11 protein-coding genes and 1 pseudogene are annotated in these 14417 nt (G+C 61.4%); 4 read left to right on the top strand and 8 right to left on the bottom strand.

Features of this window, described 5'->3' with window-relative positions:
• Nucleotides 1-45: 45 nt before the first annotated feature.
• On the bottom strand, nucleotides 46-1128 hold the full coding sequence (locus AC13QO_RS16280) for a 4-oxalomesaconate tautomerase (RefSeq protein WP_488541233.1): 1083 nt from the start codon (nucleotides 1126-1128) through the stop codon (nucleotides 46-48).
• A gap of 114 nt (nucleotides 1129-1242) precedes the next feature.
• On the opposite strand from AC13QO_RS16280, the gene AC13QO_RS16275 reads away from it, so the two are divergent.
• The 3 genes from AC13QO_RS16275 to AC13QO_RS16265 all read left to right on the top strand — a co-directional run bounded on the left by AC13QO_RS16275 (nucleotide 1243) and on the right by AC13QO_RS16265 (nucleotide 5895).
• Nucleotides 1243-2139, top strand: a complete 897-nt coding sequence (locus AC13QO_RS16275; RefSeq protein WP_085780636.1) for a LysR family transcriptional regulator — start codon at nucleotides 1243-1245, stop codon at nucleotides 2137-2139.
• A gap of 352 nt (nucleotides 2140-2491) precedes the next feature.
• The gene (locus tag AC13QO_RS16270) at nucleotides 2492-3898 is read left to right on the top strand and encodes an FAD/NAD(P)-binding protein (protein WP_488541232.1); all 1407 of its coding nucleotides are present in this window, start codon (nucleotides 2492-2494) and stop codon (nucleotides 3896-3898) included.
• A gap of 68 nt (nucleotides 3899-3966) precedes the next feature.
• Entirely contained in the window at nucleotides 3967-5895 is a 1929-nt protein-coding gene (locus AC13QO_RS16265; protein ID WP_488541231.1) for a hybrid sensor histidine kinase/response regulator, read from the top strand.
• A gap of 18 nt (nucleotides 5896-5913) precedes the next feature.
• Here AC13QO_RS16265 and AC13QO_RS16260 read toward each other — a convergent pair whose 3' ends face one another.
• The 6 genes from AC13QO_RS16260 to cyoA form a co-directional block, all read right to left on the bottom strand.
• Nucleotides 5914-7107, bottom strand: coding sequence for an acyltransferase family protein (locus AC13QO_RS16260; protein ID WP_488541230.1), 1194 nt, complete (start codon nucleotides 7105-7107; stop codon nucleotides 5914-5916).
• A gap of 135 nt (nucleotides 7108-7242) precedes the next feature.
• Nucleotides 7243-8001: an SURF1 family protein gene (locus tag AC13QO_RS16255; RefSeq protein ID WP_085780639.1), complete on the bottom strand. Its 759-nt coding sequence runs from the start codon at nucleotides 7999-8001 to the stop codon at nucleotides 7243-7245.
• Nucleotides 8002-8040: 39 nt separating this feature from the next.
• Complete coding sequence (cyoD, locus tag AC13QO_RS16250) at nucleotides 8041-8442, bottom strand: cytochrome o ubiquinol oxidase subunit IV (protein ID WP_488541229.1); 402 nt, start codon at nucleotides 8440-8442, stop codon at nucleotides 8041-8043.
• Complete coding sequence (cyoC, locus tag AC13QO_RS16245; protein ID WP_085781247.1) at nucleotides 8439-9059, bottom strand: cytochrome o ubiquinol oxidase subunit III; 621 nt, start codon at nucleotides 9057-9059, stop codon at nucleotides 8439-8441. Before cyoC ends, cyoD begins: the two co-directional genes overlap by 4 nt.
• Before the next feature lie 5 nt (nucleotides 9060-9064).
• Nucleotides 9065-11068: a cytochrome o ubiquinol oxidase subunit I gene (gene cyoB, locus AC13QO_RS16240; RefSeq protein WP_097598797.1), complete on the bottom strand. Its 2004-nt coding sequence runs from the start codon at nucleotides 11066-11068 to the stop codon at nucleotides 9065-9067.
• A 42-nt stretch (nucleotides 11069-11110) separates the two neighbouring features.
• A complete protein-coding gene (gene cyoA, locus AC13QO_RS16235) occupies nucleotides 11111-12292 on the bottom strand; it encodes a ubiquinol oxidase subunit II (RefSeq protein WP_488541228.1) in 1182 nt (393 codons plus the stop codon).
• Nucleotides 12293-12670: 378 nt separating this feature from the next.
• Between cyoA and AC13QO_RS16230 the strand changes: the two genes are divergently transcribed.
• Nucleotides 12671-14002: an MFS transporter gene (locus AC13QO_RS16230; protein WP_488541227.1), complete on the top strand. Its 1332-nt coding sequence runs from the start codon at nucleotides 12671-12673 to the stop codon at nucleotides 14000-14002.
• Between the two features lie 174 nt (nucleotides 14003-14176).
• Here AC13QO_RS16230 and AC13QO_RS16225 read toward each other — a convergent pair.
• Nucleotides 14177-14417: pseudogene (locus AC13QO_RS16225) on the bottom strand (hypothetical protein); the annotation flags it as partial.

The raw sequence follows: 14417 nt of genomic DNA, 5'->3' as shown, positions 1-14417 counted from the left end.
GACATTCTCCTCCTGTTGTTGGCGCCCTCCTGGCGGCCAGAGCTATTATGCCGCGCAACCCAGTTGCGTGACAGGTTTTGCTAACACATGTCCCTCGAACAGCCGGCGGGCGGTGCGAAGGATACCGGCGACGGTCTTGCCGTCCCGTTCATACAGCTTGACGTCGAGGTGGCCGCTGGGGTGCTCGATGGAAAGAACAAGCGGAGGGGCCCTCCGGCCGATCAGACGCGAAGCGACCGTATCCTCGGTGATGCAGGCTGTGGCAATTCCGACGGCGCCCGTGGTTGCCAGCGACGGATGACATTGATGCGGCATGAAATAACGTACGCTGAGGTCGCCTCCGGCCTTTGGCCGCGATATGAGCACCGGCTTTGGCGTTACCTGATTGCGCACGTTTCCAAGGCCCATCCGTTCGCCAGCCGCAATCCGCAGCTCTTCCAGCCGTTCCAGCAACTCCCTGTCAGCATTGAGTTCGGCTGCCGATTCCAGGCCGGTTGCGCCGATCGAAATTGCCTCGATCAGCATCATCGGCATGGCGCAATCGATGCAGGTGACAGCCACGCCGCCGATCAAGTCGATGGCTTTGCCGGTGGGAAAGAGCTGTCCGGTACGAGCTCCGGCTGCGTCCATGAAAGTAAGCGCGATTGGCGCAGCGCGCCCGGGCACTCCGTCGATTGCAGCTTCACCGAGATAGGAGACGCTGCCATTCGGAGTGGGAACTTCGGCCTCGATCAGCTTGCTGGTGTTGACGTTATGGATCCGAACGAGCGTCTTTTCTCCACGAACCGGAACTAGTCCAGCCTCGATGGCAAACGGGCCGACGGCGGCGAGCATGTTGCCGCAATTCGGCGAGGTGTCGACGATCTGTTGATCGACTCGTACCTGCGCAAAGAGATAATCCACGTCTGCGCCGGGAATGCTGGCAGGTCCGATAATGGCGACCTTGCTCGTAACCGGGTTGCCGCCTCCAATTCCGTCGATTTGCAGCGGATGACCCGAGCCCATGATCGACAGCAGGATCTTGTCGCGCTGGTCGGTGTCCGCGGGAAGATCCCTGGCGAGGAAGAACGGCCCTTTCGAGGTGCCGCCTCTCATCAGTACGCAAGGAATAGGCATCAGATCGTTCATCGGTTGTGCTTTCGCCGAAATTATGCTGCGGCCGTATTAATCGGCGCCGTTTGATCCGATTATTGAAAGAATTTTTTATTTGTAAAATGCTAAGATTTGGAGGATTGATGCGAAATGAGCATTAATTGTGAGATCCTCGACCTGCGAGCCTTCCTGAGCGTCGTAGAACTGGAGAGCTTCAATCGCGCCGCCGATGCCCTGCACATGTCGCAGCCCGCGTTGAGCCGCCGTATTCAAAAACTGGAGCAGGCCATCGGCGCACCGCTCCTGGAACGCACAACCAGGCATGTGTCCGCGACGGCCCTCGGCACGGAACTGGTGCCCCTCGTCCGACGCATGCTGGAGGAGTTCGATGGCTCCCTCTTTGCCGTGCGTGACGTTGGACCCAATCGAGGGGGGTTGGTGACTATTGCATGTCTTCCGACCGCGGCATTCTACTTCCTGCCCACCGTCATTCGCCAGTTCAATGAAGAATATCCGAACATTCGTTTTCGTATCCTCGATCTGCCTGCAACCGACGGTCTTCAAGCCGTAGCAAGCGGGGAAGTGGAATTCGGTATAAATATCATGGGTACCTCCGACCCGGACCTTACCTTCGAGCGGCTTGCGGAAGACCCATTCGTACTTGCAGCGCGCAAGGATCATCCTCTCGCAGCAAAACAATGGGTTGAATGGGCGGAGTTAGAGCCTTATCACGTGATCACCGTTCATCGGTCGAGTGGCAACAGAACGCTGCTCGACGCGGCACTGGCAAAGTCGAACATCAAGCTGCGCTGGTTCTATGAGGTAACTCATCTGTCCACCTCCCTTGGGCTCGTCGAGGCGGGCCTTGGGATCTCGGTGCTGCCACGAATGGCAACCCCGCGGGAAGATCATCCGTTCCTGATCACCCGCCCCATTCGCAATCCCGATATATCTCGTACGATCGGCGTGGTTCGCCGCCGCGGCGGCACCTTGTCGCCCGCGGCGGAGAGGTTTCTCAAGATGTTAATTGGCGTATGGGGCGCTTGATTGAACGTCGCCTTCAGGATCGCCTGAGCAGTTCGAGCAGACTTGGCAAGCACGACCGCGGCGAAGGCAGCGGCGTGGCCACTTTGGGCGCGGCGTGAAAATACTTGGCGTTCTCAGTGGTTTATGCTCGTGTTCAACAAATCTCTTGCCACTTTCGGTTTTTGGCGCTTTCATACACGACCAGATTGATAGACTATCGCGAGGGATCAGGCCCTCGTTCACTTGCGGGCTCCCCGTGGACCCCGAGCTGCGGCGTCAATGGCCGCGTGACCCTCATCAACGCGTGAGCCGCTGTTTACGCGTTGAAACCTCGATCGACCCCAGGCTGCGAATGAAGCGCAAAGGAGTTGCGATGACGGTTCAGGGACTTTTTTCCGGAAGAGCCAAGGCGGCAGCGCAGATCTCGGCCGTGCCGCGCATAGCGATCGTCGGGCGCGGCTTCTCCGGAATGATGACGGCCATTGCGCTGATGAAGACGGTGCGCGCACCCTTCCATCTGCAATTGTTCGATCCGAATTCGTCGGTCAGCGGCGGCCACGCGCTGGCCTCGGCCCGCGCCTCGACGATCCTCAACACCCGCGTGCGTGATCTCTCTGTTTCGGTCGGCGACAGCGACGATTTCAACGACTGGCTCTGTAGCAACGCCGCTTTCCGCGCCGCCGTGCCGGCCGCCATTCCCGGTTTCCGGCAAATCTTCGTGCCGAAGGAGATCTTCAGCGATTATGTCTACCAGCGCTTTTCGGAAGCGCTCGCCGCGCGCCGGGACATCACCGTCCAGGTCTGCAACGATCCCGTGGTGGCGATCCGCCGCAGCCACGGCAACCGCTTCCTGCTCGAAAGCGCCAATCCAGCCAATCCGCTGTTCGATACGGTGATTCTCGCCACCGGCTACGGCCTGGGCGATCCGGATGCCGAGAAGCCGGGCGCGTCGCCGGTCAGGGCCCAGCGCCTCGTCGCGCGGCCGCATACCGTGTTGCTCGGCAGCGGCATTCGCGTCGTCGATCAGTTGCTGCAGCTGCGCGATTCCGGTTATGCCGGCCAGGTGACGATCATTTCCCGGCGCGGCTTCCTGCCCCAGAGCCATACGCCGAATTCCGCCGATCCGGTGTTTCCGGCCGAAGCGCTGCCGGAGAGCCTGCCCGACATTGTGCGTTTCATCCGCCAGGCCTGTCGCGAGGCGGAAGAAGAGGGGCGAAGCTGGCAATCGGTGATGAACGGTCTGAGGAAACATGCCCGCTCTCTGTGGAGATCGCTGCCGGCCCGCCACAAACATCAGTTCAACCGTCATTTGCGGGCGATCTACGACAGCCACCGCAATCGCCTGCCGGAGGCCATGCACCTGCGCCTGAAACGCGAGCTTGCCGAAGGCCGCACGGTGCTGCGCCGCGGCCGAGCCGGGCGCCGGGGCCTGAGCGGCCTGTTCTTCACGCCAGCAGGCTCCTCTACCGAAGAGGTCATCCATGCCGAGCGCATCATCGATTGCCGCTGCCGGGCGCCGGATCTTTCCGCGCCGCTGATGCAGAGCCTGTTTTCCGCCGGTCTCGCCATGCCGGACGAACTTTCTCTCGGGCTGGCGGTCAATGCGCGCGGCGAGCCCTTCCTGGCGGACGGTTCGACGGTTGCCGGACTTTTTGCCGTCGGTCCGCTCGGCCTCGGCAGTCTTCCCGATATCGATCTCGTGCCGGAGATCGTCTCGCAGGCATATGCCGCCGCCGAGCACATCGGTGAGCGGCTCCATCCACAGGTCAGGGCCATGTGAAAAGTGTGATATTTTCGGAACCTTCTGCCCGGTGTAGCGTTAATAGCGCTGGTAACCGAGAGGGGCAGATGGAAGTGCTGGATCGACATGATACGTCTCTTGATGAAGAGGGACGCTTTCGCCTTCTGGTCGATGCCATCACCGACTATGCCATTTACATGCTGAGCCCGGAAGGCATCGTCACCAGCTGGAATACCGGCGCTCAACGGTTCAAGGGCTACAAACCTTCGGAAATTCTCGGCGAGCACTTTTCCCGTTTCTATGTGGAAGAGGATCGAGCCGCGGGCATCCCCGAGCGCGCGCTCACCACGGCGGTGGAGGAGGGCCGGTACGAGGGGGAGGGCTGGCGCCGGCGCAAGGACGGCAGCCGCTTCTGGGCGCATGTGGTCATCGATCCCATCCGCCATCCCTCCGGCGAACTGGTCGGCTTTGCCAAGATCACCCGCGATCTGACGGAACGCAGGGCTGCCGAACACGCGATCCGCCAGAGCGAGGAGCAATTTCGCCGTCTGGTTCAGGGCGTTTCGGACTATGCGATCTACATGCTCGATCCTGACGGCAATGTCAGCAGTTGGAATTTCGGCGCCGAGCGCATCAAGGGCTATCGGCCTGATGAAATCATCGGACGGCATTTCTCGACCTTCTATACGCCCGAGGATCGCGCGGCCGGCCTGCCGGAGAAGGCGCTGCGGGTCGCGCGCGCCGAAGGCCGATTCGAAAGGGAGGGCTGGCGTGTCCGCAAGGACGGCAGCCGTTTCTGGGCGAGCGTCGTCGTCGACGCTATTCGCGACGAAGACGGTGAAGTGCTAGGTTTCGCCAAGATCACCCGCGACATCACCGAAAAGATGGAAACGCAGCGGGCGTTGGAGCAGGCGCGCGAAGAGCTTTTCCAATCGCAAAAGATGGAGGCGATCGGCCAATTGACCGGCGGTATCGCCCATGATTTCAACAATCTGCTGATGGCGGTGCTCGGCAGTCTTGAACTCCTGAAGAAGCGCATGCCGCAGGACCGCTCGCTGACGTCGCTGGTCGACAATGCCATGCAGGGCGCTCAGCGGGGTGCTGCCTTGACGCAGCGCATGCTTGCCTTTTCCCGCCGGCAGGAGCTGCACATGGAGCCGATCGACGTCTCGGGCCTGGTGCGCGGCATGATGGAAATTCTGAGCCGGTCGCTCGGCCCCCTCACCACGATCGAGACTTCCTTCCCAGTCAGGCTGCCGACAATCCTCACCGACCCCAACCAGCTGGAGATGGCGATCCTCAATCTCGTCGTCAACGCGCGAGACGCCATGCCTTCCGGCGGCCGCATCATGCTTCGCGCATCCGAGGAAACGATAGCCGCAGGCAAGGGGCCGCTGCCGGCCGGCCGCTATATAAGAATCGCGGTGATCGATGAAGGCGAGGGCATGGATGCGAAGACGCTGGAGCAGGCGGTCACACCGTTCTTCACCACCAAGGGTGTCGGCAAGGGCACCGGCCTCGGCCTTTCCATGGTGCAGGGTCTCGCGAGCCAGTCCGGCGGCCGGCTCATCCTGAAGAGCACGCTGCGCGAAGGCACGACGGCCGAGCTATGGTTTCCTGTCGTCATTGCCGAACAGACTGCCGAAGCACCGGCCGACATCCCGCAAAAACCGGATACCCCGCAGCAGGGGCTGCGCATCGTCGCCGTGGATGACGACGGCCTGGTCCTGATGAATACGACGCTGATGCTGGAGGATCTCGGACACACTGTTTTCGAGGCGATGGCCGGTCCGGAGGCGCTCGATATTCTGCGCAAGGAGCCTGTCGATTTGGTCATCTGCGATCACGCCATGCCGCGAATGACGGGGGCGCAGCTCGCCGAGGCGATCCGCAGCGAGTGGCCTGAGATGCCGATCATTCTCGCCACCGGTTACGCCGATCTGCCCGACGGCGACGGCGCCGCCAATCTGCCCCGCCTGGGCAAGCCCTTCTCGCAGGCGCAGCTTGCCGAAGCGATCAGCCGGATTGCGGTTTAGCCGTAAGCTGACCGGCGCTTAGGCGCGAAGCTTCTCGTCGCCATTATCCTGAATGACAGTGCGGCCGGGTCCGAGTCCTGAGGTCGTCGGAATTTGCTGTTTATCCGTCGTGGCCGCAGTTGCGCCGTCCAGCAAGCGCTTTTCGGTCTCTTGCAGATCAAGGATCGCCTGTTCGATCGTCTCAGCCGGAGTTTCGCGCGAGGCTGCGCGCCGCCGATGATGCCGCCACCACGCGACGAGCAGGCGTCGGCTCGGGAGTTCTATCGTCTCGTGAATGAACCATCCTCCTGCCGCCGCAACGCCAAGCGCCACCAGGACGAGTACTGGTTCCGGAATCAGACCGTCGAAAGCCCGGCGTACAAGGAACGTGATGGGGACGTGGAAAAGATAGAGCGAAAAGCTGATCGTGCCCAAGAACCGCATGGGCGCCGCTGCCAGGACATGGGCTGCGATCGGAGGCTGTCGAGCGGCGAGCGCCACGATGACGGCTGCCGCGAGCGCACTTTGAAGCCCCCAGAATACAGGCGAGAAACCGGGCAAGACATGCCTGTACGTGAAGAACACCGCCAGAAGGAACAGCGTGAAAGCGCCCGTGAGGGCGGATGGCCTCCACCTGTCCCAGCAGGAATGCATCGCCCCGGCAAGCGCGCCGAACAGAAAATAGGGGAGCTTGGAAAGAAGCAGTATACCTGGTCCTGGCAGCTCGAGCAGACCCTCCACCACGACCAGCACCGCCAAACCTGCGATCACACCGCTATAGCGCTGCGGGCGGGTCAAGCAGAGCCAAAGGATCGGGAAAAACAGATAGAATTGAATTTCGGGTGGAATTGACCAAAACACCCCGCTCGAGCCCATAAGAAAGACATGGCGGAGAAACTCCGTGCCGCCGATGATCGGCTGAACGAAGTTTAGACTTTGCATGCCGGACAGCGCCGCCACGAGCAGGACTGCAGCCAGATAGACCGGATAGATGCGGGCAAAGCGGCTGACAAGAAAATCCAGGACGGTTTCCTTGGTGACCGGTCGTGAGCCGTAGAGATGGGCCATCAGAAAGCCGCTGAGGGCGAAGAACAGGCCGACGGCTTCGCTGCCCATTGTGATGAAATGCAAGGCTGTGTTTGGAAAGACAAGCCCGATATGCGCTTGCACGACCAGAAGCGCGGCGAGACCGCGCAGACCATCGAGACTGGGGATGTAATCCGGCCGGCTCATGTGCAGCTTTATGAGTTCTGTTCAGGCAAGCAGTATCGGACATCGCTTTACAAGAGATTAATCCGAAGCGCGGAGACGACCGCTGTGCAACTGTTGCTTGCCGGAGCGCTTGCACCGCTGCAAAGCGGCAGCGACTTACGTCCGGCGGCCTCTTCCGATCTCGCCGCGAACAACAAACACCAGCAATACCAGCACCATCACCGCCAGCCCGTACCAGGTGATCGCATAGACGAGATGGTTGTTGGGGAAATGGATGATCGTCAGGCCGCCGACGGGCAGACCGCCGGGATTGGCAGCGGCGTCGGCATCGATGAAATAGGGCGCGACCGCGCCGAGGCCGCGCTTTTGGGCGATCGCGGCGACATCGCGCGAATACCAGCGGTCGGCGGCGACGTCGTTTGATTGGAGCAGCGATCCCTTCGGCTCGGTCATCCGCAGCAGCCCGGTGATCTCGATGACATCAGACAGCTGACCCTCGCGGCGCGAGGCGGGGTCGCGCCTGTCCGTCGGCACGAAGCCGCGATTGACGAGGATGGCGGTGCCGTCGGCGAGCATCAGCGGCGTCATCACCCAATAACCCGGACCGAGAACGGTCGAGGCGTAGACCAGCGTTTCCTTGTCGTTTGCCAGCATTCCCTCGACGGTCACACGGCGGTATTCGTCGCTGCCGGCATTGACCTTGTCCCAGTCGGCGCGCCCCGGGGCCGGCACGGCGGCTGCGTGCACGCGCTGGTCGACGCGGGCGGCGAGGTCGCGCTTCCAGCCCAGGCGTTGAACCTGCCAAGTGCCGAGACCAAACAGGATGGCGGCGAGCAGTGCCAGGCAGACGGCGAAAAGCGCGCGTTTTGCCCGGAAATGCCGTCTTTCCGATTTTTGCGTGGAGGCTTCGCTCATTGGTCTCAGGGCGGCGCTGCCGCCACCCTTCGTTTGCCGTTACGGCATGTTCTTCATCATCTCGGGGCTCATCGGCATCATATTGGAGTTGAGATGATGCATGACCCAGAGTGAACCGGAGAGCGCGATGGCGACGATGATGAGGGTAAAGATCAGCGCCATCATCGTCCAGCCGCCTTCGCTCCTGGGATTCATGTGCAGGAAGAAGACCATATGGACGACGATCTGGATGGCGCCGATACCCATCACCAGCACCGCCGTCAGCGCCGGGCTGGCGAACACGCCGGCCATAACAAGCCAGAAGGGGATGGCGGTCAGGACGACGGAGAGCGCGAAGCCCACCATATAGCTGTGGAACGTGCCATGGCCGGCCTGGTGGCCGTGGCTGTGGCCGTGATGCGCCTCGTGGGCATCCTCATGGGTGGGTGCTTGCGAACTCATCCGAGAACTCCGAGCAGATAGACGAAGGAAAAGACGCCGATCCAGACGACGTCGAGGAAGTGCCAGAACATCGAAAGGCACATCAGGCGGCGGCGGTTGGCCTCGATCAGCCCGTGCATCGACACCTGGACCATCAGCGTGATCAGCCAGATGATGCCGAAGGTGACGTGCAGCCCGTGGGTGCCGACGAGCGTGAAGAAGGAGGAGAGGAAGGCGCTGCGGGTCGGCCCGGCGCCCTCGTGGATCAGGTGGATGAACTCGTAAAGTTCCAACCCGATAAAGGCCGCGCCGAACAGGCCGGTCACGGCGAGCCAGAACAGCGTTTCCGCCTTGGCGTTCCGCTCCATCTGCAGCATGGCGAAGCCGTAGGTAATCGAGGAGAAGAGCAGCATCGAGGTGTTGAGGGCGACGATCGGCAGATCGAAGAGATCGGCCGGCGACGGGCCGGCGGCATAGTTGCGGCCGAGCACGCCGTGCGTCGCAAACAACACCGCAAAGATCAGGCAGTCGCTCATCAGGTAGAGCCAGAAGCCGAGATTGGTGCTCCCCTCCGGATGATGGTCTTCCGTCAGGTAGAATTCAGGCTTTTCGGCCGTATCGATGGTTTGATCGCTCATGGTCATTACACCTGCTCGGCAAGCAGCGCCGTGCGCTTGCCTTCCGTTTCGGTCACCTTGCCGGCGGGAATGTAGAAGTCGCGTTTGTAGTTGAAGGTATGGCCGATCGCCACGGCAAGCAGCGCGATGGCGGAAACGATCACCAGCCACCACATGTACCAGATCAGGCCGAAGGCAAGCGCGACGCTGATTGCCGACAGGATAGCGCCGGTGCCGGTATTCTTCGGCATGTGGATTGGCTTGAAGCCGCCGAGCGGGCGCTCGTAGCCGCGCCTTTTCATGTCGTACCAGCTGTCATGGTCGTGGACCACGGGCGTGAAGGCGAAGTTGTAGTCCGGCGGCGGCGAGGAGGTCGACCATTCCAGCGTACGGCCGTCCCAGGGATCGCCGCTGTCGTCACGCAGTTCCTCGCGTTTCATGAAGCTGACGACGATCTGGATCAGGAAAGCGGCGATGCCGAGCGCGATCAGTCCGACGCCGAAGGCGGCGATGATGAACCAGATCTGCAGCGACGGGTCCTCGAACTGGCTCATGCGGCGGGTGACGCCCATCAGGCCGAGCACGTAGAGCGGCATGAAGGCGAACCAGAAGCCGATCTGCCAGAACCAGAAGCTCATCTTGCCCCAGAAGGGATCGAGCTTGAAGCCGAAGGCCTTCGGAAACCAGTAGTTCACGCCGGCGAACATGCCGAACAGAACGCCGCCGATGATGACGTTGTGGAAATGGGCGATGAGGAACAACGAATTGTGCAGCACGAAGTCCGCCGGCGGCACCGCCAGCATGACGCCGGTCATGCCGCCGATGACGAAGGTCACCATGAAGCCGACCGTCCACAGCATCGGCACCTCGTAGCGGATACGGCCGCGATACATGGTGAAGAGCCAGTTGAAGATCTTCGCTCCCGTGGGGATCGAGATGATCATCGTGGTGATGCCGAAGAAGGAGTTGACGCTGGCGCCTGAGCCCATCGTGAAGAAATGGTGCAGCCAGACGATGTAGGACAGGATCATGATCACGCAGGTGGCGTAGACCATGGAGGCATAGCCGAACAGGCGTTTGCCGGAGAAGGTGGCGACGACTTCCGAAAAGATGCCGAAGGCCGGCAGCACCAGGATGTAGACCTCGGGATGGCCCCAGATCCAGATGAGGTTGATGTACATCATCGGATTGCCGCCAAGGTCGTTGGTGAAGAAATTCGTGCCGGCATAGCGGTCGAGCGACAGCAGCGCTAGCGTTGCCGTCAGGATCGGGAAGGAGGCGACGATCAGCACGTTGGTGCAGAGCGCCGTCCAGGTGAAGACCGGCATTTTCATGAACGTCATGCCGGGCGCACGCATCTTGACGATGGTGGCGATCAGGTTGATTCCCGACAGCGTCGTTCCGACACCCGCCACCTGCAGGCCCCAGATATAATAGTCGACGCCGACGCCCGGACTGTAGGCGGCTCCCGACAGCGGCGGATAGGCGAGCCAGCCGGTCTGGGCAAATTCGCCGATGAAAAGCGACAGCATGATGATGATCGCGCCGGCGGTGGTCATCCAGAAGGAGAAGTTGTTGAGGAAGGGGAAGGAGACGTCGCGCGCGCCGATCTGCAGCGGCACCACGAAGTTCATCAGACCGGTGACGAAGGGCATCGCCACGAAGAAGATCATGATGACGCCGTGGGCGGTGAAGATCTGGTCGTAGTGGTGCGGCGGCAGGTAGCCCTCGGAACCGTTGAAGGCGATCGCCTGCTGGACGCGCATCAGGATCGCGTCGGAAAAGCCGCGTAGCAGCATGATCACTGCGAGTATCACATACATGATGCCGATCTTCTTGTGATCGACGCTGCAGATCCAGTCGTGCCAGAGCGGACCCCAGAATTTGAAATAGGTGATGGCGCCGAGCACGGCGAGACCGCCGATGACGACGCCGATGAAGGTCACGACCAGAATCGGCTCGTGATAGGGGATGGCGTCGAGGGTCAACCGGCCGAAGATCAACTTCAGGAGGTCAGGATTGGAAAACATGGAACAACCCGTTCATTATGTCTTGCGACGCAAAGCGCCAGGTTAATTGTTGTTGTTGAGCTGCGTCGGCGCCGGATCGGCGCCGTTGCCCGAGCCGGGCATGGAATGGCCGTCATGCTGCATATCCATCCCGGGCATGCCCTGCATGCCGGGCATGTCGTGCTGCATGCTGCCCCCAGAATTGCGCGGCGGCTCTGCCTTTGCCGGGACGCCTGTTGCCGGCACGGTGGCCCCAGGCTCGACGACGCCTTCACCGGCATGGCGGTTGTCGTATTGCAGCTTCTCGCGGTTTTCAGCACTTTCCTTGCCGCCGCCACCCATCATATCGATGTGCATCATCTCGTTCATGCACATCTTGCCTGGCGTGGCGCACATGTTGAGGATGGCGTCGTAGAGATCGGCGTCGGCGCCTGCATAGTAGCGCACCGGCTCCTTCTCGCTCGGCTTCTCAAGCGTCAGATAGGCGTCGCGGTTGAGCATCGTGCCCTGCTGCTTGACCTTGGCCATCCAGGCCTCGAAGCCTTCGCGGGTTAGGCCATGGAACTTGAAACGCATGTGCGAGAAGCCGGCGCCGCTGTAATTGGCGGAGAAGCCTTCATATTCGCCCTCCCGGTTGATGACGGCGTGCAGCTTCGTCTCCATGCCGGGCATGGCGTAGATCTGGCCGGCAAGAGCCGGGATGTAGAAGGAGTTCATCACCGAGGAGGCGGTGATCTTGAAATTGATCGGCGTGTCGACAGGGGCGGCCATCTCGTTGACTGTGGCGATGCCGAGTTCGGGATAGAAGAACAGCCATTTCCAGTCGAGCGCCACGACCTCGACGGTCAGCGGCTTGGTATCGCCCGGGATGGCGCGCTCGGCATCGAGGCGGTCGAGCGGTCGGTAGGGATCGAGCTTATGCGTGGAAATCCAGGTGACGGCCCCGAGCGCAATGATGATCGCCAGGGGGGCCGCCCAGATGACGATTTCGAGGCGGGTCGAATGATGCCATTCCGGCGCGTAAGCGGCGGCCGTGTTGGAGCGGCGGTAGCGCCAGGCGAAGAGCAGCGTCAGGAAGATCACCGGGACGATGATCAAAAGCATCAGCACCGTCGAGATGACGATGAGATCGCGCTGTTGCACGGCGATGTCGCCTGAGGGCGCCATGACCACCATGTTGCATCCTGCCAGGAAAAGCAGCGGCAAGACGGATAGAAGGCGGGAAAACTTCACGAGTTTTTGCACGTCTCTAAGCTCTTGTTGTTTCGTTTTGACCGCGACTAAAGCACTGAACCCGATAGCGACATGAGGCGGAAAGTCGCAGTGCAGCAAAGATGCCGCAGTGCGGCAGAAATCATGTTGCGCTACGGCTTTGAAATCCTGATGAGATCGAGAAGGATTTTTTGCGCGCGCATGTCCCCTCAATATATCCGCAAGAGACGGCCAGGCCAGCTTTTGCACCGGAAAATTAGCGGCTGGGGCCACGCAATTTTTCCTGACACGGCTCGATTTGCGCCGCGATGATGAACTATTTCCATATTGCGGACTTGATAAGCCTGCGGGTTTGATCAAGATCAGCCTGGGGCGCCTTGCCGGAAGCGCCTTAACGAGGAGGCGTTTTTCATGGCTACAACATCGCATTACGGACCGTCATCGTCGTCGCTCGAACGCGACGCGCGGCGCATTCACGACGACAAGCCGGTTTCGCCGGGCAGTATCGCCATCGGCGTGGTGATCGGCCGCATGTCGGAATTCTTTGATTTCTTCGTCTATGGCCTCGCCTCGGTCCTCGTTTTTCCGCAGCTCGTCTTTCCCTTCGCACCGGACAGGCTGACGGCGACGCTCTATTCCTTCGCCATCTTCTCGCTCGCCTTCCTCGCCCGCCCCGTCGGGTCCGTGGTCTTCATGACCATCGACCGGATGTACGGGCGCGGCACGAAGCTCACGATTGCACTCTTCCTGCTCGGCGGTTCCACGGCCTCGATCGCTTTCCTGCCCGGATATGCTGAGATCGGCGTCTGGTCGATCGCCCTGCTGGCGCTCTTCCGTCTCGGCCAGGGCTTCGCGCTCGGCGGCGCCTGGGACGGTCTGGCATCGCTGCTCGCGCTCAACGCGCCGCCCAATCACCGCGGCTGGTACGCGATGATCCCGCAGCTCGGCGCGCCGATCGGCTTTGCGCTGGCAAGCACGCTCTTCGGTTATTTCGTCGCCAACCTGTCCAGCGAGGATTTCCTCTCCTGGGGCTGGCGTTATCCCTTCTTCGTCGCCTTCGCGATCAACGTCGTGGCGCTGTTTGCACGTCTGCGCCTGGTCATGACCAAGGAATTCGGCACGCTTTTGGAGCAGCATGAGCTGGAGGCCGCACCGATCCTCCAGGTGCTGCGCGTTCACGGCCGCGACATCCTGATCGGCGCCTTCGTGCCGCTCGCCAGTTTCGCCATGTTCCACCTGGTCACCATCTTCCCGCTCGGCTGGATGAGCCTTTACGGCAACCAGCCGATCGGCGCCTTCATGGTGGTGCAGGTGGTCGGCGCCATGGTAGGCGTCGTCGCCATCGTCACTTCGGGCCTGATCGCCGACCGCATCGGCCGCCGCGCCCAGCTCGCCATCTGCGCCGTGATCATCGCCATCTTCAGCTTTATCGGGCCGATCCTGATCGGATCGGGCAGTAACGGCCACGACGCCTTCGTCATCATCGGCTTCGGCGTGCTCGGTCTGTCCTTCGGCCAGGCGACCGGTTCGATCTCGTCACGCTTCGGCCGCGGCTATCGTTATACCGGCGCCGCCTTCACCTCGGACCTTGCCTGGCTGATCGGCGCCGGCTTCGCGCCGCTGGTCGCCCTCAGCCTCTCCAGCCGCTTCGGCCTGACCTTCGTCGGATACTACCTGCTCTCCGGCGCCATCTGCACGCTGGCGGCACTCGCCTTTAGCAAGGCGCTGGAACAGCGCGAATAGGCGGAATGACGGCACGTCCGCGCTCCAGACCCGGCCCAAAATCCGGCCGCTGCCACCGATCGGGGTCGAGCCACGGGGCTCGATCCGCTTTCGGACCTCTGTAAACGAGCGAAGGATATGCCGCGCCGTCCTAGCGCTGGTTTGCCTCACATCCCGATCAAATGCGGGCCGCTCCTAGTAAACTAACAAGAAGTCATTAGCAGCCAAATTGCTCTCGTTGACCCCCGCAAGACGCAGTGTTGTGTCGCCGTCGATCGTGAGGAGCCAGTCCGTGCCGGTGTCCTCTCCAGCCTCGAGGATATCGGCGAAGCTTTCGAAAGCGCTATTAGCGATGCTTATCAAGTCCCCTGCGCCCGGGCCTTCCTCGAAATCCACGATCATGCTGTTACCGGCCAGATTGGCGGCAAAGACGAAA

This window comes from Rhizobium sp. CNPSo 3670, assembly GCF_057784555.1.
The sequence above is the reverse complement of the archived record's forward strand: the minus strand, read 5'-3'. Positions and strand labels throughout refer to the sequence as shown.

What these genes read in the sequence shown, in the direction of transcription:
- AC13QO_RS16280 (WP_488541233.1), bottom strand. Translation starts at nt 1,128, where the DNA reads ATGAACGATCTGATGCCTATTCCTTGCGTACTGATGAGAGGCGGCACC.
- AC13QO_RS16275 (WP_085780636.1), top strand. Translation starts at nt 1,243, where the DNA reads ATGAGCATTAATTGTGAGATCCTCGACCTGCGAGCCTTCCTGAGCGTC.
- AC13QO_RS16270 (WP_488541232.1), top strand. Translation starts at nt 2,492, where the DNA reads ATGACGGTTCAGGGACTTTTTTCCGGAAGAGCCAAGGCGGCAGCGCAG.
- AC13QO_RS16265 (WP_488541231.1), top strand. Translation starts at nt 3,967, where the DNA reads ATGGAAGTGCTGGATCGACATGATACGTCTCTTGATGAAGAGGGACGC.
- AC13QO_RS16260 (WP_488541230.1), bottom strand. Translation starts at nt 7,107, where the DNA reads ATGAGCCGGCCGGATTACATCCCCAGTCTCGATGGTCTGCGCGGTCTC.
- AC13QO_RS16255 (WP_085780639.1), bottom strand. Translation starts at nt 8,001, where the DNA reads ATGAGCGAAGCCTCCACGCAAAAATCGGAAAGACGGCATTTCCGGGCA.
- cyoD (WP_488541229.1), bottom strand. Translation starts at nt 8,442, where the DNA reads ATGAGTTCGCAAGCACCCACCCATGAGGATGCCCACGAGGCGCATCAC.
- cyoC (WP_085781247.1), bottom strand. Translation starts at nt 9,059, where the DNA reads ATGAGCGATCAAACCATCGATACGGCCGAAAAGCCTGAATTCTACCTG.
- cyoB (WP_097598797.1), bottom strand. Translation starts at nt 11,068, where the DNA reads ATGTTTTCCAATCCTGACCTCCTGAAGTTGATCTTCGGCCGGTTGACC.
- AC13QO_RS16230 (WP_488541227.1), top strand. Translation starts at nt 12,671, where the DNA reads ATGGCTACAACATCGCATTACGGACCGTCATCGTCGTCGCTCGAACGC.